The sequence below is a fragment of the Sphaerotilus sulfidivorans genome (assembly GCF_013426975.1).
Lineage (GTDB): Bacteria > Pseudomonadota > Gammaproteobacteria > Burkholderiales > Burkholderiaceae_C > Sphaerotilus > Sphaerotilus sulfidivorans.
Genome location: NZ_JACCPY010000010.1, coordinates 17,018 through 40,506, shown reverse-complemented (window position 1 = coordinate 40,506; position 23,489 = coordinate 17,018). Strand labels below are relative to the sequence as shown.

Below are 23,489 nucleotides of genomic sequence, written 5' to 3'. Positions count from 1 at the left end.
GATCCGGGGCGGGCGTCAGGCGCGCTGGCGCGCCAGCGCCTGGCGCATCTGGCGCGGGCTCGAGAAGCCGGCCAGTGCCACCGCCTCGCGTTCGTCGCGGCCCTGACGCAGCGCCTGCGCGGCCAGCGTCGCGCGCACCTGCTCCAGCCAGCCGCGGGCGCTCAAGGACGTGTGCTCGCGGAACAGCTGCGCCAGGTGGCGCGGCGTGACATGGGCGATTGCCGCCATGCGCGCGGCGTTCCAGTCCTCGGCCGGCGCGGCGGCGACCGCGTCCTGCAGCCGGTGCAGCGCCGGGTGCAGATGATCGCGGTGCGCCAGCAGGCCGGAGTCCTGCGGCGCCTGCGGCCCGCGCCGCGCGAACACCACCATCACCTGCGCCACCGTTGCGGCGATGTCCTCGCTGCAGTGCCGGCGCACCAGATGCAGCGCCAGATCGATGCCGGCAGTGATGCCGGCGCTGGTCAGCACCGCGCCGTCGTCGACGAAGACCCGGTTGGCCTGCACCTTCGCTGCGGGCGCGAGCCGGCGCAGCCCGTCGAGCAGCTCGTGGTGCGTCGTCGCCTGCCGGCCGGCCAGCCAGTCCGGCGTCGGGCCGACCACCTCGTCCACCTCGCCCGGCCGGCCCAGCAGCACCAGCCAGGTCGGCTGCGCCGGGTCGAAGCCGGCGGGCAGCGGCTCCAGCCCGCCGAGCATCAGCCCGACCGATGAGGCGGTCTGCGGCCGCGGGCCGATATGGCGCATCCGGAAGGCCGGCGCCTGTCCTCGCCGGCGCAGCGCCTGGTTGGCGAGCCGGAAGGCCTCCGCGGGCCCGGCCAGATCGAGCAGCAGCGTGTCGGGCAGGACGAGGAAGACGACGTCGATCACGGCCGTCTCATGCGCCGACCAGCTCCTCGACCCGGCGGATCGTCGCGAAGCGCCCGGCCAGCACGGTCTCGGTGCGCTCGCGGATCTGCGCGGCGCTCAGGCGCTCGCCCGCGGGCGTCGTCATGTCGAAGGTGAGCGTCGCCTCGGTGACGTAGTCGACCGTCCAGCCCTCGTCGCTGGCGTGGCGGGTGGTGGTCTCGCAGCACTGCTCGGTGCGGATGCCGGCGACGATCAGGTGGCGGATGCCGTGCCGGTGCAGCCACACCGCCAGCGGCGTGCCGACCAGCGCGCTGTGGCGTGCCTTCACGAAGCTCAGCGCCGCGTCGAAGTCCGCCAGGCCTTCCAGCGGGCGCACCCGACCGCTCGACGCCGAGAAGGGGTTGTCGGGCGTGTCCGGCCCGTCGCCGTGCAGCACGCGCACGATCGGAATGCTGCGCTCGGCGCAGCCCTGCACCAGCCGGTTGACGGCCGCGAGAAAGGGCTGCGCCTCGGCCTCGTTCCAGTAGGCGCGGGCGCGGAAGGATTCCTGCACGTCGATCAGCAGCAGGGCGGCGGGGCAGGGCAGGTCGGCAAGGGACATCGCGGGCTCCTTCAGAAGCGGTTCGGGATGGCCGCCATCGTCGCCTGCAGCCCGCACGCCGTCCGGTCGCCGACGGACCGGATGCGACGCGAAACGGACATGCACACCGCCGCCCGTTCGCGCCGCGGGGTTCAGGCCGCCGGCTGCGCCAGCCAGCGCTCGGCCAGCCGCACCCAGAAGGCGGCGCCCTTCGGGATCAGCTGGTCGTTGAAGTCGTAGGTCGGGTTGTGCAGGTTGCACGGACCCAGGCCGTGGCCGTGCTCGCGGTGCGTGCCGTCGCCGTTGCCGATCATGAAATAGGCGCCGGCCTGGGCCTGCAGGAAGAAGCTGAAGTCCTCCGCGCCCATCGTCGGCTCGAATTCATGCACATGCTCGGCGCCGGCCACCTCGCGCATGACCGCGCGGGCGAACTCGGCTTCGGTGCGGTGGTTGATCGTGGGCGGGTAGTTGCGCTGGAACTCGAACACCACGCTGGCGCCGAAGGCCGCCGCGGTGTGGCGCGCGATCTCGTCCATGCGCCGCTCGATCAGGTCGAGCACCTCCAGCGTGAAGGTGCGCACCGTGCCCTGGATCTCGCAGGAATCAGGCACGACGTTGGTGGCCTCGCCGGCATGGATCATCGTCACCGAGATGACGGCCGCATCGATCGGCTTCTTGTTGCGGGTGACGATGGTCTGGAAGGCCTGCACCATCTGGCAGGCCACCGGCACCGGGTCGATGCCGTTGTGCGGCAGCGCGGCGTGCGAGCCCTTGCCGGTGATGCGGATCAGGAACTCGTTGCTCGAGGCCATGATCGGGCCGCTGCAGATCGCGAAGTCGCCGGCGGCCAGGCCCGGCCAGTTGTGCATGCCGAAGATCGCGTCCATGGGGAAGCGCTCGAACAGGCCGTCCTTCATCATCTCGCGCGCGCCGCCGCCGCCTTCCTCGGCGGGCTGGAAGATGCAGTGGACGGTGCCGGAGAAGCGCTCGCGGTGCGCGGCCAGTTCCTGCGCGGCGGCCAGCAGCATCGCCACATGGCCGTCGTGGCCGCAGGCATGCATGCGGCCCGGAATGCGGCTGGCGTGCGCGAAGGTGTTGTGCTCGGTCATCGGCAGCGCATCCATGTCGGCGCGCAGGCCGATGGCGCGGTTCGAGCCGCCCGGCGCGCTGCCGCGAATGGTGCCGACCACGCCGGTGCGCCCGAGCCCGCGGTGCACCTCGATGCCCCAGCCCTCGAGCGTGCGCGCGATGACGTCGGCGGTGCGCACCTCCTCGAAGCAGAGTTCCGGGTGGGCGTGGATGTCGCGTCGGATCGCGACGATGGGGGCGAGATCGGGGGCGTTCATGGCGGCGGGATGGCGGCTTCGGGTCGGGCCATCTTAGCGGTATGGTCGCCCATGCGTGCATGGGCGATGACCGTGTGAAAGGTCAGGGCGCTTGCGGCTCAAAGCGCAGACCGAGCGTCATTCGTCCCACTCGACCTTGGCTGCAATGCCATTCGATCTAGGTTGAAAGTCGAAGCAGACTCCCTCGCCTTGGTCGCTCCTGATGCGGCACTGGCCTGTCAGTGCCTTTGCCAAATCGGTATTGAGTCCGCGCAGCTCGATCGTGTGCTCCGGAGGTTGCGAACTCGGCGTTCCGTTTGGCCCCGACCAGGGAATCGGATGTCTGGGGGAAACGGCAAATGCGCAAGCGATCCAAGCACCATTTATCAGTACTTCACACGCGGTCATCATCGAAGGACTCCTGAAAAAGGGCCGAGCGTAGTCGCTTGTCAACAGCCCTCCGCGATGTCTTTTCCCAGTCGACAAGGGGCGGCGGCCTGAAGGCGTATTCATCGGGACATGGCCGGGGGAACTACCTGCTTGAGCTGTGGATTTCTGGAATCATCCCGTCCCATGAGCATCCCCACCCGCGCCCCCGTCAGCGACTCGCTGCGCACCGTCCGCGCCGCCTGCCCCCATGACTGCCCCGACACCTGCGCGATGCAGGTCAGCGTGGACGACGCCTCCGGGCGGGTCGTGCGCATCCAGGGCCGCGCCGAACATGTGACGACGCATGGCGCGCTCTGCACCAAGGTCTCCCGCTACGCCGAGCGGACCTACCACCCCGAGCGGGTGCTGACGCCGCTGCGCCGCGTGGGCCCGAAGGGCGCGGGCCGCTTCGAGCCGGCGAGCTGGGACGAGGCGCTGGCCGACATCGCCGGACGGCTGAAGACGATCGCCGCGCGCGACCCGGAGGCCATCCTGCCCTACAGCTACGCCGGCACGATGGGCCTGCTGCAGGGCGAGAGCATGGCGGCGCGCTTCTTCAACCGCCTGGGCGCCTCGCAGCTCGAGCGCACCATCTGCGCCTCGGCCGGCGGCGACGCGCTGGCGGCGACCTATGGCGGCAAGGTCGGCATGCTGGTGCGGCATTTCGCCGAGAGCCGGCTGATCGTCATCTGGGGCAGCCATTCGATCGCGTCGAACCTGCATTTCTGGACCTTCGTGCAGCAGGCCAAGCGCAACGGCGCCCGGCTGGTCTGCATCGACCCGCGCCGCACCGAGACGGCCGACAAGTGCCATGTGCATCTGCAACTGCGCCCCGGCACCGACGGGGCGCTGGCGCTGGCGCTGATGCACGAACTGGTGGCGAACGACTGGCTCGACCATAACTACATCGCCCGGCATGTGGATGCGGCCGGCTGGGTGGCCCTGCGCGAGCGGGTGCAGGCCTGGACGCCGGAGCGTGCGGCCGAGGTCTGCGGCCTGGACGCCGACGCGATCCGCGCGCTGGCGCGCGATCTGGGCACGACCCAGCCGGCGGCGATCCGGCTGAACTACGGCATGCAGCGCACCCGCGGCGGCGGCAATGCGGCGCGGCTGATCGCGCTGCTGCCCTGCCTGACGGGGGCGTGGCGGCACCGCGCCGGCGGCCTGCTGCTGTCGAGTTCGGGCTGGTTCGCGTCGGTGCGCGACGACGCGGCGCGCCAGCGCCCGGACCTGCTCGCCGGCCGCGTGCCGCGCACGCTCAACATGAGCACCATCGGCGACGACCTGCTGCGCGAGGCCTCGCCCGACTTCGGCCCGAAGGTCGAAGCGGTGATCGTCTACAACAGCAACCCGGTCGCGGTGGCGCCGGAGTCGCCGAAGGTGGCGCGCGGCTTTGCGCGGGAGGATCTGTTCACCGTCGTGCTCGAGCATTTCCTGACCGACACCGCCGACCACGCCGATTGGGTGCTGCCGGCGACGACCCAGCTCGAGCACCTCGACCTGCACACCAGCTACGGCCACACCGACGTGCTGCTGAACGAGCCGGCGATTTCGCCGCTCGGCCAGGCGCTGCCCAACACCGAGATCTTCCGCCGCCTGGCCGCCGCGATGGGCTTCGACGAGCCGTGCTTCCGCGACAGCGACGAGACGCTGGCCGCGCAGACGCTGCGCGGCGCGGTGACTTTCGAGGCGCTGAAGGCCTCGCCTGGCTGGATCAGCCTGCCGATTCCCGATGCGCCGTTCGCCGACGGGGGCTTTCCGACGCCTGACGGGCGGGTGCGCATCGACGTGCCCGGCTGGGGCCTGCCGGACTTCGTGCCGCCGTGGGAGTCGGTCGCGTCGGCGCCGGAACTGGCGGCGCGCTATCCGCTGGCGATGATCTCGCCGCCGGCACGCAACTTCCTCAACTCGACCTTCGTGAACGTGAAGAGCCTGCGCGACATCGAAGCCGAGCCGATCGTCGAGATCCACCCGGACGATGCTGCGGCGCGCGGGCTGGCCGATGGCGCGCCGGTACGCGTCTTCAACGATCGCGGCAGCTACCACTGCACCGCGCGCGTGAGCACCCGCGCGCGGCCCGGCGTGGTCAACGGGCTGGGCATCTGGTGGCGCAAGCTCGGCGTGCGCGGCACCAATGTCAACGAGCTCACGCACCAGAAGCTCACCGACATCGGCCAGGCGCCGTGCTTCTACGATGTGCTGGTCGAGGTGGAGGCGGCGGCGTGAGGCCGCTGACAGGGCTGCGCGCGATGGCGCTGGCCGCCGCAGGCCTGGTGCTGGCGGGCTGCGCGACCACCGCCGCCGACGATGTCGACTCGGCCTGGCGGCCGGGCTACTTCTGGCAGTCGGTGCGCGGGCACCTCGGCATGCTGGCGGCGGCGCGACCGGTCGACGCGGTGCTGGCCGATCCGGCGCTGGCGCCCGACCTGCGCCGCCGGCTCGAGCTGGGCCGCGAGATCCGCGACTACGCCAGCCGCGCGCTGGCGCTGCCCGACAACGCCAGCTACCGCCGCTACGCCGACCTCGGCCGGCCGGCAGCGGTGTGGAACGTGGTGGCGGCGCCGGAGCTGTCGCTCACGCTCAAGACCTGGTGCTTTCCGGTGCTGGGCTGTGTCGGCTACCGCGGCTATTTCGACCGGGCCGAGGCCGAGACGCTGGCCGCCGCGCTGCGGGCCCGGGGCTGGGAGGTCAATGTCTATGGCGTGCCGGCCTATTCGACGCTGGGCAAGCTGCCGGGCGACTGGTTCGCCGATCCGCTGCTCAACACCTTCCTGCGCCACGGCGAGGTGGAACTGGCTCGGCTGGTCTTTCATGAACTGGCGCACCAGGTCGCCTACGCGGCCGACGACACCCCCTTCAACGAGTCCTATGCCACCGCGGTCGAGCGGCTGGGCAGCCGCCAGTGGCTGCAGCAGCGCGGCCGCGCCGATCTGATCGCCGAGACCGAACGGGCCGACCGCCGCCGCGCCGAGTTCCGCGCGATGACGATGGCTGCACGCGAGCGGCTCGATGCGCTCTACCGGAGCACCGCATCCGACGACGACAAGCGTCGGCGCAAGGCCGAGCTGATCGCCGCGCTGCGGGACGAGTACGCACGCTGGCGCGACGGGCAGTGGGGCGGCGACCGGGCCTACGATGCCTGGTTCGAGAACGTCAGCAACGCGAAACTTGGCGTGATGGCCGCCTACAACCAGCAGGTGCCGGCCTTCGAGGCGCTGTTCGAGCGCGAGGGCCGCGACTGGCCGCGCTTCCATGCCGCGGTGAAGGATCTGGCCGCGCGCCCGAAGGCCGAGCGCGACGCGGTGCTGGCCGCGCTCAGTCCTTCAGCGACTCGATGAGGTCGATGTACTGCTGCTGCGCCTGCACTCCGGCGGTGCCGGCCAGTGCCTTCCAGGCGTCCCACTTGGCGCGGCCGACGAAGTCGGTCATGCCGGGGCGGTCGCCCGAAGCATCGCCCTCGGTGGCCTGCTTGTAGAGCGCGTAGATCTTCAGCAGCGTCATGTTGTCGGGCCGCTCGGGCAGCTGCTTCGAGTCGGCGACGGCTTGCAGGAACAGGGCATTCAGGTCGGACATGGCGAGGGAACTCCGGAAAGACGGCGAGGCCGTGACAGGCGGGCCAGTGTAGGGCCCGGGCATCACGGCCTCGGCGGGATCCTGTCGCCTCGGCGACCGGCGGTGTTCAGAAGCCCATGCGGGCCAGCAGGTCGTCGACCTCGTTCTGGTCGGTGACCACGTCGGTGCGGGTGCCGTCGACCACCGGGCCCTCGAGCTCGCTGGGCTTGGCGGGGGCTGCGGGCACGGCCGACGCGGCCTGCGCAGCCGGGCAGGGCGCGGCGGCGGCCACTTCGGCGACTGCCTGCTCGACATGCTCCGGATGCAGGTCGATCAGCAGCTTGACCAGGTTGGCCTCGAGCTCGTTGGTGACGCGCACGACCTTCTTGATGATCTGGCCGGTCAGGTCATGGAAGTCCTGGGCCATCATGATGTTGGTCAGATGCTCGTCGATCCGGTCGCACGAGGCGTTCAGATTGCCGATGTGGCGGTGCACCAGCTCACGCACACCGGCGTCGATGCCGGCGTCCGCGTCGATGGCCTCGACGATCCGGCGCGATTCCGACATCAGCTGCTGATGCTCGACCTTGGCATCGTCGACCGAGTTCAGCACCCGGTTGGCGGCGTCCGAGGTCTTGTTGGCGATGTAGTTGAGCCGGCTGCGGGCGTCCGGCAGCGCGCTGGTGGCTGCCTGCAGCTCCGGCATCACGCCCACGTTCACCACGCCGAGCTGCTCGATGGTGTCGTGCAGCATCCGGGTCAGCTCGCCGATCTGCTGGATCACCTGGGGCGATGCGGCGACCATGGGCACGTTCTGTGTCATGGCGTGCTCCCGGGCTCAGGCCGTCACGGTCATGCGCTGGATGATCTTCGACAGCTTCTCTTCCAGGGTCGCCTTGGTGAAGGGCTTGACGATGTAGCCGGCCGCACCGATCTGGGCGGCGCGCACGATGTCTTCCTTGCGCGCCTCGGCCGTCACCATCAGCACCGGAATGTGGCACAGCGCCGGATCCTGCTTGATCTGCGTGAGCAGCTCGAAGCCGTCCATGTTGGGCATGTTGATGTCGCTGACGACGAAGTCGATCTTGTTGGCGCGCAGCACCTGCAGCGCGTTGACGCCATCCTCGGCTTCCTCGATGAACTGGCCGCCCATCTCTTTGATCAGGCCGCGCACGATGCGGCGCATCGTGGAGAAGTCATCGACGACAAGATAGCGGAGGTCGGAGTAGGAAGGCATGACAGATCCTTGTGCTGGAGGGTGGCCGCGTGGGGTTTATCGACCGGCCGAGGCCGGACTTGAGGAAGCGGAATCCGGCGCTGCGCCTTCCTCTGCGGGCTGCGCGGCATCGGTCGACGAGAAGAAGCGCTCCTCGGCATCGCGAGTCATCACGATCAGGCTGATGCGTCGGTTCACCGGGTCGAGGGGATCCTGCTTGTTGAACGGAATGCTCGAGGCCAGGCCCTGCACCCGCAGGATCCGGTCGTTGTCCAGCCCGCCGGCGACCAGCTCCCGCCGCGACGCGTTGGCGCGGTCGCTCGACAGTTCCCAGTTGCTGTAGCCGGCCACGCCGGCGGAGAAGGGCTTGGCGTCGGTGTGACCTTCCAGCGTCAGCCGGTTGGGCACCTCGCTGAGCACGCTGCCGATGGCCTGCAGCACATCGCGCATGTAGGGCTTGACCATGTCGGAGCCGCTGTCGAACATCGGCCGCTTCTGGTCGTCGACGATCTGGATGCGCAGGCCGTCGCGGGTCATGTCCAGGCGCACCTGCGACTTCAGCGAGCGCAGCTGCGGCGAGGCGTCGATGACGTTCTGCATGCGCTGCTTGAGTGTATGCAGCCGCTCCTGCTCGGCCTGGGCCTGGGTGGCCTTGAGCGCCTGCAGGTTGAAGGTCTTCTTCTCGGCCTCGATGTCGCCCTTGCGGACCTGGCCGTGGGTGTGCGTCAGGTCGGTGCCTCCGCCCTTGACGACCGAGGAGGCGTCGCCCGCGCCGGAGCCGCCGCCCAGCAGCGAGATCTTCAGCGGCGACTGGAAGTAGTCCTGCAGGCCCTTCTTGTCGCCCTCGGTGGTGGAGCCGAGCAGCCACATCAGCAGGAAGAAGGCCATCATCGCGGTCACGAAGTCGGCATAGGCGATCTTCCAGGCGCCGCCGTGGGCGCCGTGGCCGCCCTTCTTGACCTTCTTGACGATGATCGGCTGCAGTTTCTTGGCGTCACCGGCCATGGCGTGCTCCCGTGCTCATGCTCGCGATCGCTTCCCGCGTCACTTCTTCTTCACGTGCTGCTCGAGCTCGGTGAAGGTCGGGCGCTCGGTCGAGTACAGCACCTTGCGGCCGAACTCGATGGCGATCTGCGGCGCATAGCCCTGCATCGAGGCCAGCAGCACCGTCTTGATGGTCTGCAGCTCCTTGCCGTCCTCGTCGATCTTCTGCTCGAGCAGGCCGGCCAGCGGCTCGGCGAAGCCGTAGGCCAGCAGAATGCCCAGGAAGGTGCCCACCAGCGCCGAGCCGATCATGCCGCCCAGCACCGCCGGCGGCTGGCCGACCGAGCCCATGGTGTTGACCACGCCCAGCACCGCCGCGACGATGCCGAAGGCGGGCAGGGCGCCGGCCAGTCGGGCGATGGCGGCTGCGGCCGCGTGGGCCTCGTGGTGATGGGTCTCCAGCTCGGTGTCCATCAGCGACTCGATCTCGTGGGCATTGAGGTTGCCCGAGACCATCATGCGCAGGTAGTCGCAGACGAACTCGGTCACATGGTGGTCGTTGCCCACCACCGGGAACTTCTGGAACAGCGCCGAGCTGTGCGGATCCTCGATGTCCTTCTCGATCGACATCAGGCCTTCCTTGCGGGTCTTCTGCAGGATCTCGAAGAGCATGGCCAGCAGCTCCATCGCGCGGGCCTTGGAGTGCTTGGAGGGCTTGAAGCAGGCGCCCAGGCCCTTGCCGGTGGCCTTGAGCACCTTGGGCTGGTTGTTCGCGACGAAGGCGCCCAGCGCGCCGCCGAAGATGGTGATCATCTCGAAGGGCAGGGCCTTCAGGATGACCTGGATGTTGCCGCCGTGCACGATGTACACGCCGAAGATGCAACCGATGGCGACGAGCCACCCGACGATGACGAACATGGATCCTGACTCCTCAGTGGAGGCTCAGCGTTCCGGCGCAGCACGCCTCGGGCGTTGCGCGGATCGCAGGCATGATTTGCATATCGGTGCGGATTCGGGTCACTTGAGCCAGGCAAGATCGGCAAAAGCGCGGCTCGCGCGGTCCATCAGCGGTGCACTGCCCGCCGGCTCGCGACGAACTCCGGCGTCAGCGTCGCGCACAGCGTGTGGATCGGCGCGAAGGCCGGATGGCGGGCGATCAGCCGCTCGGCCGAATCGACGAAGGCCTCGGGCAGGCCCCAGCCGGTGCGCGAGTTGTGGAACAGCGGCAGCGACAGCAGCCGCGGCATGACCCGGTGCTGCGAGATCGCCGTCAGGCACAGGTCGGTGGCCCACAGATGCCAGCCCATTTCCGGCGCGATGCGGTGGATCGAGCCGCGCGAGACGACGATGGCGACCTCGTCGAAGGACAGCGCCACGCCCGAGCCGGGATGGTCCATGTGGATCAGCCGGTCGATGACCTGGCCGGCGCGCATCAGCCGCTGCCCCTGCGCATCGACGCCGACGCCGATGAAGCCCAGCAGCGTACGCGGCCGCTCGTGCGCGGGAATGGCCTCGAGTTCGGCCGCAAGCCGCTGGCCGAAACCGGGCGGGAAATAGACGTCCTGGTGGCACAGCAGCAGCCACTCGGCCTCGCAGACCGCCTCGGCCTGCACGATCGCGTCGCCGGGGCTGGCGGCGCCGCGGCACACCGCGATGCGGGCGTTGACCTCGCGCAGTCCTGGCGAGGCCAGCACGTTGGCGCGCAGCTGTGCCTCGTCGGTGGTGGGCACGACGACGGCGAAGGGCGCGCTCGTGCGTGGCGGCAGCGCTGCGGCCGCCCGGCCGTCATCGTCGCGGCGGGCCAGCACATGCAGCCGGCGCATCCGGTGCACCTCGTCGACGCAGCCCTCGCCCAGGCCGAGCAGGCTGGCGAGCTGGCGCACGCCCTGCGCGAAGGCCGGATCGGCGGTCTCGACCGGCTCGTGCGCGGCCAGATGCGGCAGCCAGCCGGCATCGAGCAGCAGCTTGTAGACGGTGGCCGGCGCATGGGCGCGTGCCGGATCATGCTGAGGATCGCCGGCGGCGGCCGTCCCGGCTTCCAGCAGCCGCGCCATGCGCTCGAGCGTGCAGCCGTTGTCCAGCGCCAGGCTCAGTCGGGCGCCGGGTGCGCAGCACTCGCCCAGTCGCGCCAGCCAGCGGTCGGCATCGGTCAACGCGAAGAAGCCCGGCGACAGCAGCAGCAGGTCGATCGATCCGGCCGGTGGCAGGGCCGGTGCGAGCGCCTCGCCGCCCACCGGCAGCGGCATGGCCTGCCAGCGGGCCTGGGCATGCTGCTGCCGATGCCACGGGGCCAGCAGCGCGGCTTCCTCGCCGACCGCCAGCACCTGCCGAGCCGGTGGCAGCACCGCGAGCCAGCGGCCATCGGCCGGTCGGCGCAGGCGGTCGGCCGGATCGGTCCACCTCATCTCGATCGGGGGGCGGGGCGAGCGCACCGGAGTGTCGTCGGTCAGGAGCATCGACATGCGGGATGAATCCGGGATCGTGCGGTTTGAAGCGATCGGGTGGGCCGGTCAGCGGATCGCGTAGATCCAGACCGGCCGGTGGCCCTCGTTCTGCAGGCGCGCGTGCGGGCGCATGCCCGGCACGTCGAACTCCAGGCTGACCAGCCAGCTGCCCGGGCGCATCTCGGCCAGCGCCTTCTCGGCGGCGCGATTCATGCTCTCGGGGCGCTGGAAAAGGTAGACCAGATCATGCTCGGCCCAGGAGGTGGCCCACATGTCGCCCTGGCGGATGCGGGCCCACGGGCAGCGCAGGCCAGCGGCGAGCCGGATCGGCCAGCTCCATTCGATGCCTTCCATCCGGGCATCCGGCCAGACCTTCTGCAGCGCCTGCAGGCCGTGGCCCAGGCCGCAGCCGGCATCGAGCACTCGCGCCATCGGGGGCAGCGGCACCAGCGTCTCCAGCCCTTCGAGCGCATTGGCTTCGGTCGGAAAGAGCGGTGCATCGCGCCAGGCGCGCAGCGGGTAGGCCGCAGCCAGCAGCGCCAGCGGCAGCAGCCACAGGGCGGCGGCCACGCCCTGGGCCAGCCCGGACAGTGCCAGCGACAGCGGGAAGCCGCCCAGCGTCATCAGCAGCCGCCACCGGGTGCGCGCGCCGATCGCGAACAGCCCGGCCGACAGCGTGGCCAGCACGAAGCCGGCCGCCGCCGGCAGGCCGTTCGACGTTGCGGTGATCCACAGGCTCCAGGCCAGCGCCCAGGCCAGCAGGGCGGGCAGGGGCCAGGGCAGGGTGCGGCGGGGGCGCGCAGATGATCGAGCTTCAGGGGCGCGGCCGTGGCGCTCCGGATGGCGGGCGAGTCGGCGTTTCTGGCGGCGGGACAGGTCGGGCAGGGCGGACATGGTCAGGCACTCCGGGCGGGCCGGGAACGAGGCGGACGCCATCCTCGGCAGCCTTGGAGACTAGGGGGGGGGTCGTCTGTCCGCTCCGCGATGGAGGCTGATCTATCCGGCGGTTTTTTCGCCCATGCCGATCTGGCGACCCAAGAAAAACGGACCCGGGCGCGAGGCTCGGGTCCGTGCAAACGGTGTTCTGACACCGAGGGAGACTGGCAAACGATCACAGGGAGAAGCGGTCCGGAGCTCGCTCACGACCGTACCGCTGCAAGCTGTTTCGGTCCCGGCCTTCTCGACTTGAGGGAACCGGAAAAAGTCTGCCCACGATTGCGAGCTTGTTCACGTCCGGGCGCAGCCTGTTCGCCTCGGCGGACTCCCGGCTCTGGAGGGTCAGGAGGTGATCTGGCAGACCGACTTGTCGAAGTCGAGGCGCTCGTAGTGCAGGTCGGGCACGATCTTCTTCCAGATCTCGACGATCTGCTGCTCCTCCGGCCGCTCGTAGTCGTCGAGCAGGATATGGAAGCCGGTCGGCGCGAGCTGGGGCGCGATCGCCGCCAGGCTGGGCAGGCGCGCGAGCTTGCAGGTCTGGGCTGGCGGGCCGTCGATGATCACCACGTCGAAGCGCAGTTCAGGGTCCAGGCCCGACAGGTCGTAGAAGCGGCCGGGCTGCTCGAAGAAGCTCACCTCGATCAGCGGGCAGTGCAGCACCCGGGCGTGCGCCGCCAGGCCGTGGCGCTCGAAGTCCTGGCCGGTGCGCTCGGCCCAGACCGCATCGTGCTCGATCGAGTGCAGGCTGCCGCCTCGGCTGGCGATCAGCGTGGCCAGGATCTTCGAGCCGCGGCCGGAGCCGAACTCGAGCACCCGGGGCTGCGGATGGCGATCGAGCACATCGATCATGTGCGAGAGGAACTCCGCATCGAGCGCCCAGCCGCCCGCATCTCCAAGCCAGGCCGCAGGCACCTTTTCCTGCTGGACCAGCCGCTGCAGTGCCAGGGTCCGGAACGGCATCCGCGCCAGGCGCTGCTCGGTGCTGCGGGCGATCTGCTCGGCGCGAGCAGTCTGCGCGGCCTGCAGCCGCTGCGTCAGCTGGATCAGGCTGTCCGGATGCGTCTCCAGCGGCCGGGTGCAGGGCAGGGCCGGCCGCGACAGCACCAGCTTCGCGCTGGCCTGCTGGGCCGGCGAGCTCAATGCCTGCGACGGTCCGGCCTGGTTGTGGTGCGACTGCGGATTGCTGGCGGTGTAGCGGTAGGCCTCGATCGGCAGATGCAGGTAGCGGCGGGTCTGGTCGAGCAGCGGGAAGGCGATCGCGAAGTCGCAGGCGCACTGCAGCCAGCGGCCCTCGTCGTCCTGCAGCAGCGCGGCGGGGACCTGCGCGAACAGCTCGGTGCGGAAGCTGAAGAAATGGCTGGTCAGCCAGCGCTGGCCGCGCGGTGCCCGGGTCGGATCGAGCGGCCCGTTGCCGCCGCGGCGACCGTCGTCGGTCACATACTGCGTCCAGACGATGTCGTAGCCACGGGCATAGGCGTCGGCCATCTGGGCCAGCGCGCCTTCGTGGATCAGCTCGTCGTCGGCGTCCAGGATCGCGGTGAATTCGCTGCCGTCGCGGCCGAGCAGCTCGAAGGCGTTGGCGGCCTTGCCCTGTGGCGCTGGGTTGACCACCAGCCGATGGCGGCCGGCGAAATGGCGGGACAGCACCTCGCGGGCCTGTGCGGCCGTGTCGTCCGTCGAGGCGTCGTCGACGAACACCACATGGAAGTCCTGCCAGGTCTGGCGCGTCAGGCTCAGCAGGCTGCGCGTCACGTAGCGGGCGCAGTTCCGCCCCGAGATGTAGATGGTGGCCGTCATGTTCTCACTCCGCTCGGATGGCGTCCGCCGGGACGCCTCAACGCAACGAGTGGATCACGCGCGCCTGTCGGCTCATCCGGCCATGACCTGAGCTTTTTCTGCGCTTCTGTTCATTTCGGGGGCGAGCCGGAAGACAAGAAAAAAGGGCCCGGCATGACCGGGCCCCGAACTGCACCGCTCGAGGTGCAAGGGAGGAGACAAGAATCAGGGATCAGTGGGGCGGATCGATCAGTGCAGCTGCAGCGATCCGCTGGCCTTGCCCTTGCCGGCGCGTGCCGGCGGGTTGCACAGGCCGCAGACGAAGTGCTTGGCGATCTCGTGCGGATGGGTGACGAAGCTGCCCGCGCACTTGGAGCACTTCGTCATCGTCAGCATGCCGTTGTCGACGAACTTCACCAGCCGCCAGGCCCGGGTGATCGACAGCAGCGGTTCGAGGTTCTGCGCCTGCGTCTGCTCGAGATAGAGCTGGTAGGCCTTGATGACCGTGTCGATCTCCTCGAGCTCGGCCACCTTGTTCAGGTATTCGTGGGTGTTCAGGAACAGCGACGCGTGGATGTTGGGCTGCCAGGTCATGAACCAGTCGGTCGAGAAGGGCAGCTGGCCCTTGCTCGGCGACTTGCCGGCGACTTCCTTGTACAGGCGCAGCAGCCGCTCGTACGACAGATCGGTCTCCGACTCGAGCACCTGCAGGCGGGCGCCGAGCTTGATCAGCGTGACGGCGCGCTCGATCTGGCGGGCTTCGGTGAGGATGCTCTTGGTCTTCATGGTCGTGTTCCCCTCGCGTCGCGGGTCCGGATCCGGAATCAGGCGGCTTCGCGGTGGCGGCCGGCCATCAGGATGCTGGCGTGCAGGCGCGACACGCCCTCGTTGGCGGCGCTCTTGCCGTGGTTGGTCAGCAGGCCCCAGACCAGATCGTCGTCGGCACGCATGCGGCACAGCAGCGTGTTGCAGGCGGCGATCTTCAGCATCTGGGCCGGCGACAGGGCCTCCAGCAGCGCGGCGGTCTCCTCGGAGACGCCCAGGCGGAACAGGGCCTGCTCGCGGTCGGCGCGGATCAGGCTCTGGGCCAGCATCAGGTACGACAGGTTGGCTTCGCGGATCTCGGCGAGGATCTGGTCGGAATTCATGGCTTGCTCCTGGCGGTGTGTCTGTCGGGGTTGCCCGGCGGCTGCTGTGCTGCGGGGCGGTGTGTCGATGGAGCGGATTCTGAAGAGCCGAACTGGGCGGGAACATCATCCCTCTTCCGTGCCTCGCGTCACCCTGATTCCGTTAGCGTGTCAGGCAACTTCTTACAGGCTGTCATCCTGCGTCGGACATTTCGGGCGCCGGCATATCCCGAAATGGCTCCGAGTGTGAAATTTCGTGGATTTTCATTGCCATCGGCGAAGCCTGGAAACTGCTTCTCTCCCGATCCGCGATTTGCGCATGTCAGCCGGAAAAGCGTGAGGAATGCCGGTCTTCCGCGGGCGATCCGGCGTTGCTCTGTGCGGAGGGTGCGGGCGTGGCCTGCGGCGCGGGTCGCGAGGACAGCATGTCCTGCTCGCTCCGGCCCAGCAGACGCTCGAACTGGTCCAGGGCCTCGTCGCTGCGTCCCTGGGCAGCCAGCGACATGGCCAGCATGAAACGGCTGTGCTCCTGGTCTGGCGCCCGCATCAGCTCCTGGCGCGCCTGACGGGCGGCCTGTTCGAAATCGCCTCGACCGAAAGCCCGCATGGCCTCGTCCATCGGTGCCGCTGGCGCACGGGCTGCGATCGCCCGGGCGGGCAGGTGAAAGGATGCCGGCGTGGCGGTGCTGGGCCTGCCGCCAGTGGCGCGCGCCAGCGTGGCGTCGATCGAGGCCATCGCGCGAGCCATCGCGGCATCGAGTCGGGCCGGGGCGGGTGGGGCCGGCGGGCGCGGCAAGGCCTCCAGCGTGACGAAGGGCAGACCGAACAGATGCAGCCAGACGTGTTCCCACAGGCGCGCATGGACGGGCTGCCCGGGCAGCACCCGCTCGAGCACATGGTCCAGCGCCTGGCGGTGCTGCCGCACCGTGGCCTCCAGCACCGTCTGCCGCACCGCGAGAATGCCGCCCGGGGCCCGGCGACCCAGATCGCTGCGGCGAGCGGCCCTCGCCAGCTCGCCCAGGCCGCAGAGGTCGAGAAAATGGCCCAGCAGATGCGTGCCCCGGTCCAGCCCATGAAGGCGACGGTACTGGCGGGCGAGCCACTGTGCTTCCGCGTCGCGCCCGCCCAGCGTCGACAGGCTGCGGGGGCAGAAATGCTGCGGCTCCACCGGCAGTCCGCCCATCCAGTCGCGCTGGCCGGGATGCTGCGCCAGTTCGGCTTCCGGCAGATCGCGCAGCGCCAGGGGCGCGCCCAGGGGCTGAACGTCGCTCCATGCGTCCTCGCTGTCGATCAGATCAAGCAGGGCCGGTGCCGCGTCGAAGGGCTGGCCGTCGCAGAACACGGTCAGATCGCGTGGTGCGCCGCCCGGCAGGGTCAGCAGGTGGCGCAGATGCATCTCCGCCGCGCTGGTGTCAGCTTCGGCCGACACGCGCTGGACCGGCCGGTGCAGGCCGGCGGTGGCATCGGCATGCAGTGGCGCGTGAAGCCTGATCCCGCAGGAGGCGGGCAGCTCGTCGATCCAGCGGATGTCCTGCCCCAGGCAGGCGACGACGAGGTTGATCATGAGGAAGTCTCCGGAGCGTGAGCGCTTGTCGCCGGCAGCGGCGTCAAGTGAGTCGATGTCGATTCAGGTCGAGGTCGGCGAGGACCTGGGTGTTTTCTTCATTTCTAACACCAAGGATTTCACTTTTGCGGGCTCAAAACGGTACCAATTGGTGTCCTTGTTCGCTCAAGAAGGCCAGGCAACGTGCCGACAACCGTCTGCCTTGTGCCGATCGGTGCTGGCGGGATCCGCAAAAGACGAACTGGTTCGAAAAAATCGTTCAGTTCATCCTCAAGTCCCGTCGGGCAGCGACGAAAACAAGGGCACGATCCAGACGACCATGCAGCTCGGATCGATCAGGTGCCGGGAGCGGCACCAAGCTCATCAGCATCAGACATCACTGGAGTAGCTATGCCTACCACCATCAACACCAACATGGCCTCGCTGGGCGCCCAGCGCGCTCTGCAATCGACCGACGGTTCGCTCTCGACCTCGATGAAGCGTCTGTCGACCGGCCTGCGGATCAACTCGGCCAAGGACGATTCGGCCGGTCTGGCGATTGCTGAGCGCATGACCTCGCAGGTTCGCGGCATGACCGTCGCCTCGCGCAACGCCAACGATGCGATTTCCCTGGCCCAGACGGCTGAAGGTTCCCTGGGCAAGGTCGGCGAGTCCCTGCAGCGCATGCGTGAACTGGCTGTCCAGTCGGCCAACTCGACCAACGACACCAGCGACCGTGCCAACCTGAACGAGGAATACACCGCGCTGGCCACCGAAGTCAGCCGCGTGCTCGAAGGCACCAAGTTCAACGGCAAGAGCCTGCTGAACTCGGCGGCCACCGACATGGCCTTCCAGATCGGTGCCGACACCGATTCCACCGACCGCATCACCGTCGCGCTGCGTGACATGACGGCGGGCACGGGCATGTCGGCAGCCATCACCGGCGCGGCCGCCTCGATCTCCACCGTCGATGCCTCCCTGGCGACCATCTCGAACCTGGATGCCGCGATCGACGAGGTGACTTCGGCCCGTTCGAACCTGGGCTCGGTGCAGAACCGCTTCGAGAGCGTGGTGGCCAACCTGGCGACCAGCCAGGAGAACATCACCGCCGCACGGGGTCGCATCACGGATGCGGACTTCGCGGTCGAGTCGGCGAACCTGTCGCGGGCCCAGGTGCTCTCGCAGGCGGGCAACACGATGCTGGCCCAGGCCAACCAGCAGCCGCAGCAGGTCCTGTCGCTGCTGCGCTGATCCGGTCGGCTCCGGATCCGCAGGCGGTCCGGGCTGAAAGCCCGGGCTGCTCCTGTCGATTCCTTCTCGCGCGCAGACCGGCCTGGCCGTTCTGCGCGTTCGTGCTTGAGCTCCGCGCGAGCTTCCAGGAGTGGTTTTCATGGCTTCTCTCACAGCGTCCGGTCTGGGCAGTGGTCTCGATGTGTCCTCCATCATCAGTCAGCTGATGGCGATCGAGCGTCAGCCGCTCAAGACCATGCAGAGCGCCGAGACCTCGATCAACGCGAAGATCTCGTCGTTCGGCAAGATCCAGAGCGGCCTGTCGTCGCTCCGGGACAAGGCGGCCGCCTTCAACTCGACCTCGCTGTGGGGGCAGACCAGCACCACGGTCTCCGATGCCTCGGTGGCGACCGTGACCTCGCTGAGCGGCAAGAACGGCGCTGCCGGCTCGCATTCGCTGCAGGTCAACGCTCTGGCGACGACGCAGACGCTCAGCAGTGCCGTGTTCGCCAGCAGCAGCGCCACGCTGTCGGCAGGCTCGCTGACGATCGAGCTTGGCAGCTGGGCGGGCGGCTCGCCGCCGACCGGCTTCAGCGCCAAGTCCGGCGCCACGCCGGTCACCATCGACATCGCCGACGGCGAGACCTCGCTGAGCGCGATCCGCGACAAGATCAACAAGGCCAACGCCGGCGTGACCGCAGGCATCGTGACCGACTCCTCGGGCTCGCGGCTGACGCTGCGCTCGACCAAGACGGGCGAGGAAAACGCCTTCCGCATCACCGCCACCGAGACCAGCGACGATGGCAACGCGGCCACTGGCCTGTCCGCTCTGGCCTACGATGCCACCACGACCTCGCCGATGTCGCGCAACCAGGTGGCCGGCAATGCGCAGGTGCTGATCAACGGCCTGTCGATCAGCTCGGCCTCCAACACGATCGACAATGCGATCGAGGGGCTGTCGATCAAGCTCGGCAAGACCAGCGGCTCGCCGGTCGAGCTGACGGTCGCCTCGGACCATTCCGAGCTCAAGACCAAGCTCAATGACTTCATCTCTGCCTTCAACAGCCTGTCCGACACGATCAAGAGCGAGACCAAGTACGACGCGGCCACCAAGAGCGCCGGCAAGCTGCAGGCGGACCGCACCGCCGTCGGTATCCAGAGCCAGATGCGCCAGATGGTGTTCGAGGCCTTCTCGGGCTCCGGCAGCGGCGATCTCAAGCGCCTGTCCGACATCGGTGTCTCGATCAATGCTTCCGGCAAGCTCGAGCTGAAGTCCTCCAAGCTGGATGCTGCGCTGGAAAATCCGACCCAGGTCAAGGAGCTGCTCAACGGCGGCGACAGCAGCACCACCGCGCTGACCGGCGTGATGAAGCGCTTCCGCAAGTACGCCGACAGCGTGCTGGGTACCGACGGTGCCTTGCAGACGCGCACCGACGGCCTGCGCAGCGAACTCAAGCGCAACCAGACCAAGCAGGAGGCGCTGGAACTGCGCATGACCGGCATCGAGGCGCGGCTGAACAAGCAGTACCAGTCGCTCGACACCCAGATGTCGAAGATCGGCTCGCTGAGTTCGGCGGTGTCGAACCTGAGCTTGCTGAACCGCGCTTACTACTACTGACCCGGGATGGACCCGGGGTCGCACTGAACTGGCGTCGACAGGGCGGCTTATCCGGCGATGTTCATGCTGAAGGCCATGCAGACTCGGTCGATCCAGTCGACTTCCAGGGGTCTGAGTCATGAGCCTTCCATCCGTCGAGGAGCGCCCGGCCGCACCGCAGCAGGCGCGACCCGTCGCGGCGCGACGTGATCCGGGTGCCGCCGCTTCCCGCCGCGGGCAGGATCTCCAGTCGCGCGGTCAGCTCAAGGCGGCGCGCGACCAGTTTCTCGCTGCCACCCGTCTTGCACCGGAATCGGCCGTCCACTGGGCGCGCCTGGCCCAGTGCCAGCATGCGCTGGGCCAGATCGATGACAGCATCCGGCACCTGGAGCGGGCGTTCCGTCTGGACCCGGCCAGTGCCGGTGTCTGCCAGCTGCTGGCCGACCTGCTGCTCGAGCGCCACCGCCATGCCGAAGTGATCCAGGTGCTCGAGGCCCTGGACCCGGCGGCGCCCCGGGATGCCCGCTGGCATCTGGCGCTGGCCAAGGCCCGCATCAAGCTGTTCGACTTCGAGGGCACGGTCAAGGCCTGCTCGATGGCGCTGGCGCTGGCCGGTCCGGACCGGTCGATCCGCCGGCAGGCCCTGCTCGGCATGGCGCATGGCTTCATGAAGCACGGCAGCCATGCCGAGGCGGCGCTGTGCCATCGCATGCTGCTCGATGACGAGCCGCGGGATCTCGGTGCGGCGGTGGGAGCGGCCCATGCCAGTTCCTGGGCCTGCGACTGGGCCGGTCTGGCCGAGGACTTCGATCGCCTTGCTCAGTGCATCCAGCGTGTCGAGGCCACCGAGGGCCAGACCCTGCCGGGGGTCGTCAACGGCTTTCCGCTGATCACGCTTACCGACGACCCCGAGGTGCTGCACTGGGCCTCGCGCCTGACCTGCCGCCAGCAGACCGGCCGCATGGCGGCGGTGCCGCGTCGGGCGGAAATGAAGGTGCCGCGCCCGCAGGGCCGGGTGCGCATCGGCCTGGTGTCGAGCGATTTCCACAACCATGCCACCGCCATCCTGGTCGCCGAATGCCTCGAGGCGATCGACCGGGAGCGCTTCGAGCTGTGGCTGTACTCGGGCGGTCCGGACGACGGCTCTGCCTTGCGCGCGCGCATCCGTGCCGCCGCGACCGCCTGGTGCGAGACGGCCGATCTGACCTCGGGCGATCTGGCGCGGCGCATCCGCGACGACCGCATCGGCGTGCTGATCGAGATGAAGGGCTACACGCTGGGTGCACGCATGGACGTGATGGCCCACCGGCCGGCGCCGGTGCAGGTGTCCTGGCTGGGCTATCCGGGCACCACGGGCGCGCCGTTCATCGACTATTTCATCGGCGATCCGGTGGTGACGCCGCTGGAGGCCCAGCCTGACTTCACCGAGCGGATCGCCCAGATGCCGCACTGCTACCAGCCCAACGACAGCACGCGAAGCCGGCCCGAGCCGCCGACCCGCGCGCAGTGCGGACTGCCGGCCGAGGCGAGCTTCGTGTTCGCCAGCTTCAACATGCCCTACAAGATCGTGCCGGAGGTCTTCGAGGCCTGGTGCCGGATCCTTCAGGCGGTGCCGGGCTCGGTGCTGTGGCTGCTGGTCGAGCACGAGCCGGCCCGTCAGCGTCTGCGCGCCGAGGCGCAGGCTCGCGGTCTGGACCCGGCGCGGCTGGTCTTCGCGCCCTTCCTGCGTGCCGATCTGCACCGCGCCCGCCTGCCGCTGGCTGATCTGTGCCTGGATACCTACCCTTGCGGCGGCCACACCACCGCCAGCGATGCCCTGTGGGCCGGCGTGCCGGTGCTGGCGTTGACGGGCCGCAGCTTTGCTTCCCGGGTCGCTGGCAGCCTGCTGGGCACGCTGGGCCTGTCCGAGCTGGCCTGCGACGACATCGACCGCTACATCGCCGAGGCGATCCGGCTGGCGACCGAGCCCGGGGCCTGCGCGGCACTTCGCCTGCGGCTCGAGCAGGCTCGCACCGCGTCCCCTCTGTTCGATGGCCGGCGCTTCGCGCGCGACCTGGAGCGGCTGCTGCTGCGCATGGTCGAGCGCCAGGACGCCGGCCTGCCTGCGGCCCCGCTGGCCGCAGAACTGTCCTGAATCCACCCCTGCCAATGCTTCAAGTCGGGGCGCGGGCGCGACGATAAGCCAGTGACAACTGTTCGCCATCGCCCCAGTTCCCGAGAAGAACCCAGCCATGTATCACAGCGCATTCTCTCCTGCCATGGTGTCATCTCCCTTCGGTCGCGCGCAGCAGTTCGCCCGCATGTACGCCCAGGTCGGTCTCGAGACCGAGGTGGAAGCGGCCTCGCCGCATCAGCTTGTGCTGATGCTGTTCGATGGTTTCCTGGAATCCGTCGGACGAGCGCGGCTGGCCATGCAGGCGAAGCTGATCGAAGTGAAATGCCAGCAGATCGGCAGGGCGGTGCGCATCCTCGACGAGGGCCTGCGGGCCGCCCTCGACCTGGAGGCCGGTGGCGACGTGGCCCACAACCTTCACGCGCTCTACAGCTACGTGATTTCGCGCCTGACGCTGGCCAACCTGCGCAACGACGTCTCGATCCTCGAGGAAGCGGACCGGCTGATCCGGCCGATCCGCGAGGCCTGGGTCGAGATCGGTCCGCAGGTGGCACGCGGGGCGAGGGCCTGACCCGGACGCTCGCTGCGTCCGCCGCACCACGTGTTCCCATAGGTCCACCATGTCCAAAGCCGCCACTGCCCGACACCCGATGCCGGATCCGGTCCGCAAGAGCCCGCTGCTGCAGTACTACGAAGCCATCGAGCAGGCCAGCGCCGACATGCTGGAGGCGGCCCGCGTCGGCAACTGGGATCGGGTCGTCAAGCTCGAAGGGGCCTGCGCCGTGCTGATCTCCCAGCTCAAGCATGCGGCCGATCACCAGAACCGGCTGGCCTGCGACGAGGTCCAGGTCAAGTCCCGGATCATGCAGCGCATCCTGCGCAACGACGCCGAGATCCGCATCCTGGCCGAGCCGTGGCTGGAGGATCTCGACAGCATGCTCGTTCATCCCGGGCACAACGTGCTGCACTGAGCGCAGGGAGGCGCGATGTCACGAGACGGTTCGATCCGAAGGCGCGATTGCGCGATGCCGGCGGCCAGTGCCGATCTGCGGGTGCGCTCGCAGGTGGAGATTCGTGCGCTGCTGCGGCAGATGGTGCAGAACGACATTCCGGTGTCGCTGGGCGGGGCCGACCTGCCGACCTATTCCACCTCGCTGTGGGCCGAGGACAGCGAGCACCAGGTGCTGGTGTTCTCCGTCGATCCCAAGGCCGAGGCGGTCCAGCGGCTGGTCTGTGCGGGCGATCTCACCGCCACCGCCTATCTGGACAATGTGAAGATCCAGTTCGATGTCGATGATCTGGTGCTGGTGAACGGCCGCGTCGGCAGCGTGCTCAATGCCTCCTATCCGCGCGAGGTCTTCCGCTTCCAGCGCCGCAGCAGTTTCCGGGTGCAGCCGATCGGACGCGGCCGGGCCCAGGCCTGCATGGCGCATCCGGAGCTGGCCGGTCGCCAGCTCGAGCTGCGCATCATCGACCTGAGCTACACCGGCGTGGCGCTGATGCTGGCCGAGCCGCTGGATCTGTTCCAGCGCGGGCAGCGCCTGCCCAACGTGCTGCTCGAGCTCGATGCCGGCACCCGCATCAACACCGGCCTGGTGATCTCGCATGTGTCGCGTGTCGAGGCGATCGGCGGCGCCTACTGGCGCATCGGCTGCGAGCTGGCCGGACTCGATCTGGTGACCGAGCGTGAGCTGCAGCGCTACATCGACCAGACCCAGCGCCGCTCGCGCCTGCTGACGCTCTGACCCGGACTGGACTGATCCGGACGCTTCATGAAGAAGGCCCTGGCAGCTT

Annotated in this window: 23 protein-coding genes; 9 read left to right on the top strand and 14 right to left on the bottom strand. The window is 69.0% G+C overall.

Annotated features, from left to right (window positions below; genetic code table 11):
* Positions 1-15: 15 nt before the first annotated feature.
* The 3 genes from HZU84_RS08425 to HZU84_RS08415 form a co-directional block, all read right to left on the bottom strand.
* Positions 16-864 carry a GlxA family transcriptional regulator gene (locus HZU84_RS08425; protein ID WP_149504380.1) on the bottom strand — a complete coding sequence of 283 codons (849 nt, stop codon included), beginning with the start codon at positions 862-864 and terminating at the stop codon, positions 16-18.
* A 7-nt stretch (positions 865-871) separates the two neighbouring features.
* Entirely contained in the window at positions 872-1,444 is a 573-nt protein-coding gene (locus HZU84_RS08420; RefSeq protein WP_149504379.1) for a cysteine hydrolase family protein, read from the bottom strand.
* Positions 1,445-1,575: 131 nt separating this feature from the next.
* Positions 1,576-2,769 carry a M20 aminoacylase family protein gene (locus HZU84_RS08415; protein ID WP_149504378.1) on the bottom strand — a complete coding sequence of 398 codons (1,194 nt, stop codon included), beginning with the start codon at positions 2,767-2,769 and terminating at the stop codon, positions 1,576-1,578.
* Positions 2,770-3,321: 552 nt separating this feature from the next.
* On the opposite strand from HZU84_RS08415, the gene HZU84_RS08410 reads away from it, so the two are divergent.
* Entirely contained in the window at positions 3,322-5,403 is a 2,082-nt protein-coding gene (locus HZU84_RS08410; RefSeq protein WP_180692852.1) for a molybdopterin-containing oxidoreductase family protein, read from the top strand.
* On the top strand, positions 5,400-6,515 hold the full coding sequence (locus HZU84_RS08405; RefSeq protein ID WP_310734037.1) for an aminopeptidase: 1,116 nt from the start codon (positions 5,400-5,402) through the stop codon (positions 6,513-6,515). The genes HZU84_RS08410 and HZU84_RS08405 overlap by 4 nt, the downstream gene beginning before the upstream one ends.
* Here HZU84_RS08405 and HZU84_RS08400 read toward each other — a convergent pair.
* The 11 genes from HZU84_RS08400 to HZU84_RS08350 all read right to left on the bottom strand — a co-directional run bounded on the left by HZU84_RS08400 (position 6,493) and on the right by HZU84_RS08350 (position 16,776).
* On the bottom strand, positions 6,493-6,750 hold the full coding sequence (locus tag HZU84_RS08400; protein WP_149504376.1) for an acyl-CoA-binding protein: 258 nt from the start codon (positions 6,748-6,750) through the stop codon (positions 6,493-6,495). The two genes, HZU84_RS08405 and HZU84_RS08400, sit on opposite strands and share 23 nt — an antisense overlap.
* A 106-nt stretch (positions 6,751-6,856) precedes the next feature.
* Positions 6,857-7,552 (bottom strand): protein phosphatase CheZ, encoded by a 696-nt coding sequence (locus tag HZU84_RS08395; protein ID WP_149504375.1) that lies wholly within the window; start codon positions 7,550-7,552, stop codon positions 6,857-6,859.
* A 15-nt stretch (positions 7,553-7,567) separates the two neighbouring features.
* Complete coding sequence (gene cheY, locus HZU84_RS08390; RefSeq protein ID WP_037481055.1) at positions 7,568-7,966, bottom strand: chemotaxis response regulator CheY; 399 nt, start codon at positions 7,964-7,966, stop codon at positions 7,568-7,570.
* Between the two features lie 36 nt (positions 7,967-8,002).
* Positions 8,003-8,950, bottom strand: coding sequence for a flagellar motor protein MotB (gene motB / locus HZU84_RS08385; protein ID WP_149504374.1), 948 nt, complete (start codon positions 8,948-8,950; stop codon positions 8,003-8,005).
* Positions 8,951-8,989: 39 nt separating this feature from the next.
* Entirely contained in the window at positions 8,990-9,847 is an 858-nt protein-coding gene (motA, locus tag HZU84_RS08380; RefSeq protein ID WP_037481061.1) for a flagellar motor stator protein MotA, read from the bottom strand.
* Between the two features lie 146 nt (positions 9,848-9,993).
* Positions 9,994-11,391: a hypothetical protein gene (locus HZU84_RS08375; RefSeq protein ID WP_149504373.1), complete on the bottom strand. Its 1,398-nt coding sequence runs from the start codon at positions 11,389-11,391 to the stop codon at positions 9,994-9,996.
* Between the two features lie 48 nt (positions 11,392-11,439).
* A complete protein-coding gene (locus HZU84_RS08370; protein WP_244954311.1) occupies positions 11,440-12,267 on the bottom strand; it encodes a class I SAM-dependent methyltransferase in 828 nt (275 codons plus the stop codon).
* A gap of 384 nt (positions 12,268-12,651) precedes the next feature.
* A complete protein-coding gene (locus HZU84_RS08365) occupies positions 12,652-14,106 on the bottom strand; it encodes a glycosyltransferase (RefSeq protein WP_149504372.1) in 1,455 nt (484 codons plus the stop codon).
* 228 nt (positions 14,107-14,334) lie between these two features.
* Positions 14,335-14,871, bottom strand: a complete 537-nt coding sequence (gene flhC / locus HZU84_RS08360) for a flagellar transcriptional regulator FlhC (protein ID WP_037481473.1) — start codon at positions 14,869-14,871, stop codon at positions 14,335-14,337.
* Between the two features lie 38 nt (positions 14,872-14,909).
* On the bottom strand, positions 14,910-15,233 hold the full coding sequence (gene flhD, locus HZU84_RS08355) for a flagellar transcriptional regulator FlhD (protein ID WP_037481476.1): 324 nt from the start codon (positions 15,231-15,233) through the stop codon (positions 14,910-14,912).
* A gap of 301 nt (positions 15,234-15,534) precedes the next feature.
* Positions 15,535-16,776, bottom strand: coding sequence for a tetratricopeptide repeat protein (locus tag HZU84_RS08350; protein WP_149504371.1), 1,242 nt, complete (start codon positions 16,774-16,776; stop codon positions 15,535-15,537).
* Between HZU84_RS08350 and HZU84_RS08345 the strand changes: the two genes are divergently transcribed.
* The 7 genes from HZU84_RS08345 to HZU84_RS08315 all read left to right on the top strand — a co-directional run bounded on the left by HZU84_RS08345 (position 16,775) and on the right by HZU84_RS08315 (position 23,440).
* Positions 16,775-17,164: a hypothetical protein gene (locus HZU84_RS08345; protein WP_149504370.1), complete on the top strand. Its 390-nt coding sequence runs from the start codon at positions 16,775-16,777 to the stop codon at positions 17,162-17,164. The two genes, HZU84_RS08350 and HZU84_RS08345, sit on opposite strands and share 2 nt — an antisense overlap.
* Positions 17,165-17,166: 2 nt before the next feature.
* Entirely contained in the window at positions 17,167-18,006 is an 840-nt protein-coding gene (locus tag HZU84_RS08340; RefSeq protein WP_149504369.1) for a flagellin N-terminal helical domain-containing protein, read from the top strand.
* A 139-nt stretch (positions 18,007-18,145) separates the two neighbouring features.
* Positions 18,146-19,603, top strand: a complete 1,458-nt coding sequence (gene fliD, locus HZU84_RS08335; protein ID WP_149504368.1) for a flagellar filament capping protein FliD — start codon at positions 18,146-18,148, stop codon at positions 19,601-19,603.
* Positions 19,604-19,721: 118 nt separating this feature from the next.
* Positions 19,722-21,716, top strand: coding sequence for an O-linked N-acetylglucosamine transferase, SPINDLY family protein (locus tag HZU84_RS08330; RefSeq protein WP_149504367.1), 1,995 nt, complete (start codon positions 19,722-19,724; stop codon positions 21,714-21,716).
* 166 nt (positions 21,717-21,882) lie between these two features.
* Positions 21,883-22,266, top strand: coding sequence for a flagellar export chaperone FliS (fliS, locus tag HZU84_RS08325; protein ID WP_241461955.1), 384 nt, complete (start codon positions 21,883-21,885; stop codon positions 22,264-22,266).
* Between the two features lie 49 nt (positions 22,267-22,315).
* Entirely contained in the window at positions 22,316-22,666 is a 351-nt protein-coding gene (locus HZU84_RS08320; protein WP_257644557.1) for a flagellar protein FliT, read from the top strand.
* A gap of 54 nt (positions 22,667-22,720) precedes the next feature.
* Positions 22,721-23,440: a flagellar brake protein gene (locus tag HZU84_RS08315; protein WP_180692851.1), complete on the top strand. Its 720-nt coding sequence runs from the start codon at positions 22,721-22,723 to the stop codon at positions 23,438-23,440.
* Positions 23,441-23,489 lie beyond the last annotated feature (49 nt).

Excerpts from the sequence above, each read along its gene's own strand:
- HZU84_RS08345 (WP_149504370.1), top strand. The coding sequence starts at position 16,775 with ATGAGGAAGTCTCCGGAGCGTGAGCGCTTGTCGCCGGCAGCGGCGTCA.
- HZU84_RS08370 (WP_244954311.1), bottom strand. The coding sequence starts at position 12,267 with ATGTCCGCCCTGCCCGACCTGTCCCGCCGCCAGAAACGCCGACTCGCC.
- fliS (WP_241461955.1), top strand. The coding sequence starts at position 21,883 with ATGTACGCCCAGGTCGGTCTCGAGACCGAGGTGGAAGCGGCCTCGCCG.
- HZU84_RS08350 (WP_149504371.1), bottom strand. The coding sequence starts at position 16,776 with ATGATCAACCTCGTCGTCGCCTGCCTGGGGCAGGACATCCGCTGGATC.
- HZU84_RS08315 (WP_180692851.1), top strand. The coding sequence starts at position 22,721 with ATGCCGGCGGCCAGTGCCGATCTGCGGGTGCGCTCGCAGGTGGAGATT.
- HZU84_RS08340 (WP_149504369.1), top strand. The coding sequence starts at position 17,167 with ATGCCTACCACCATCAACACCAACATGGCCTCGCTGGGCGCCCAGCGC.
- HZU84_RS08330 (WP_149504367.1), top strand. The coding sequence starts at position 19,722 with ATGAGCCTTCCATCCGTCGAGGAGCGCCCGGCCGCACCGCAGCAGGCG.
- cheY (WP_037481055.1), bottom strand. The coding sequence starts at position 7,966 with ATGCCTTCCTACTCCGACCTCCGCTATCTTGTCGTCGATGACTTCTCC.
- flhD (WP_037481476.1), bottom strand. The coding sequence starts at position 15,233 with ATGAATTCCGACCAGATCCTCGCCGAGATCCGCGAAGCCAACCTGTCG.
- flhC (WP_037481473.1), bottom strand. The coding sequence starts at position 14,871 with ATGAAGACCAAGAGCATCCTCACCGAAGCCCGCCAGATCGAGCGCGCC.
- HZU84_RS08365 (WP_149504372.1), bottom strand. The coding sequence starts at position 14,106 with ATGACGGCCACCATCTACATCTCGGGGCGGAACTGCGCCCGCTACGTG.
- motB (WP_149504374.1), bottom strand. The coding sequence starts at position 8,950 with ATGGCCGGTGACGCCAAGAAACTGCAGCCGATCATCGTCAAGAAGGTC.
- HZU84_RS08410 (WP_180692852.1), top strand. The coding sequence starts at position 3,322 with ATGAGCATCCCCACCCGCGCCCCCGTCAGCGACTCGCTGCGCACCGTC.
- HZU84_RS08395 (WP_149504375.1), bottom strand. The coding sequence starts at position 7,552 with ATGACACAGAACGTGCCCATGGTCGCCGCATCGCCCCAGGTGATCCAG.
- fliD (WP_149504368.1), top strand. The coding sequence starts at position 18,146 with ATGGCTTCTCTCACAGCGTCCGGTCTGGGCAGTGGTCTCGATGTGTCC.
- HZU84_RS08320 (WP_257644557.1), top strand. The coding sequence starts at position 22,316 with ATGTCCAAAGCCGCCACTGCCCGACACCCGATGCCGGATCCGGTCCGC.
- motA (WP_037481061.1), bottom strand. The coding sequence starts at position 9,847 with ATGTTCGTCATCGTCGGGTGGCTCGTCGCCATCGGTTGCATCTTCGGC.
- HZU84_RS08420 (WP_149504379.1), bottom strand. The coding sequence starts at position 1,444 with ATGTCCCTTGCCGACCTGCCCTGCCCCGCCGCCCTGCTGCTGATCGAC.
- HZU84_RS08400 (WP_149504376.1), bottom strand. The coding sequence starts at position 6,750 with ATGTCCGACCTGAATGCCCTGTTCCTGCAAGCCGTCGCCGACTCGAAG.
- HZU84_RS08415 (WP_149504378.1), bottom strand. The coding sequence starts at position 2,769 with ATGAACGCCCCCGATCTCGCCCCCATCGTCGCGATCCGACGCGACATC.
- HZU84_RS08375 (WP_149504373.1), bottom strand. The coding sequence starts at position 11,391 with ATGTCGATGCTCCTGACCGACGACACTCCGGTGCGCTCGCCCCGCCCC.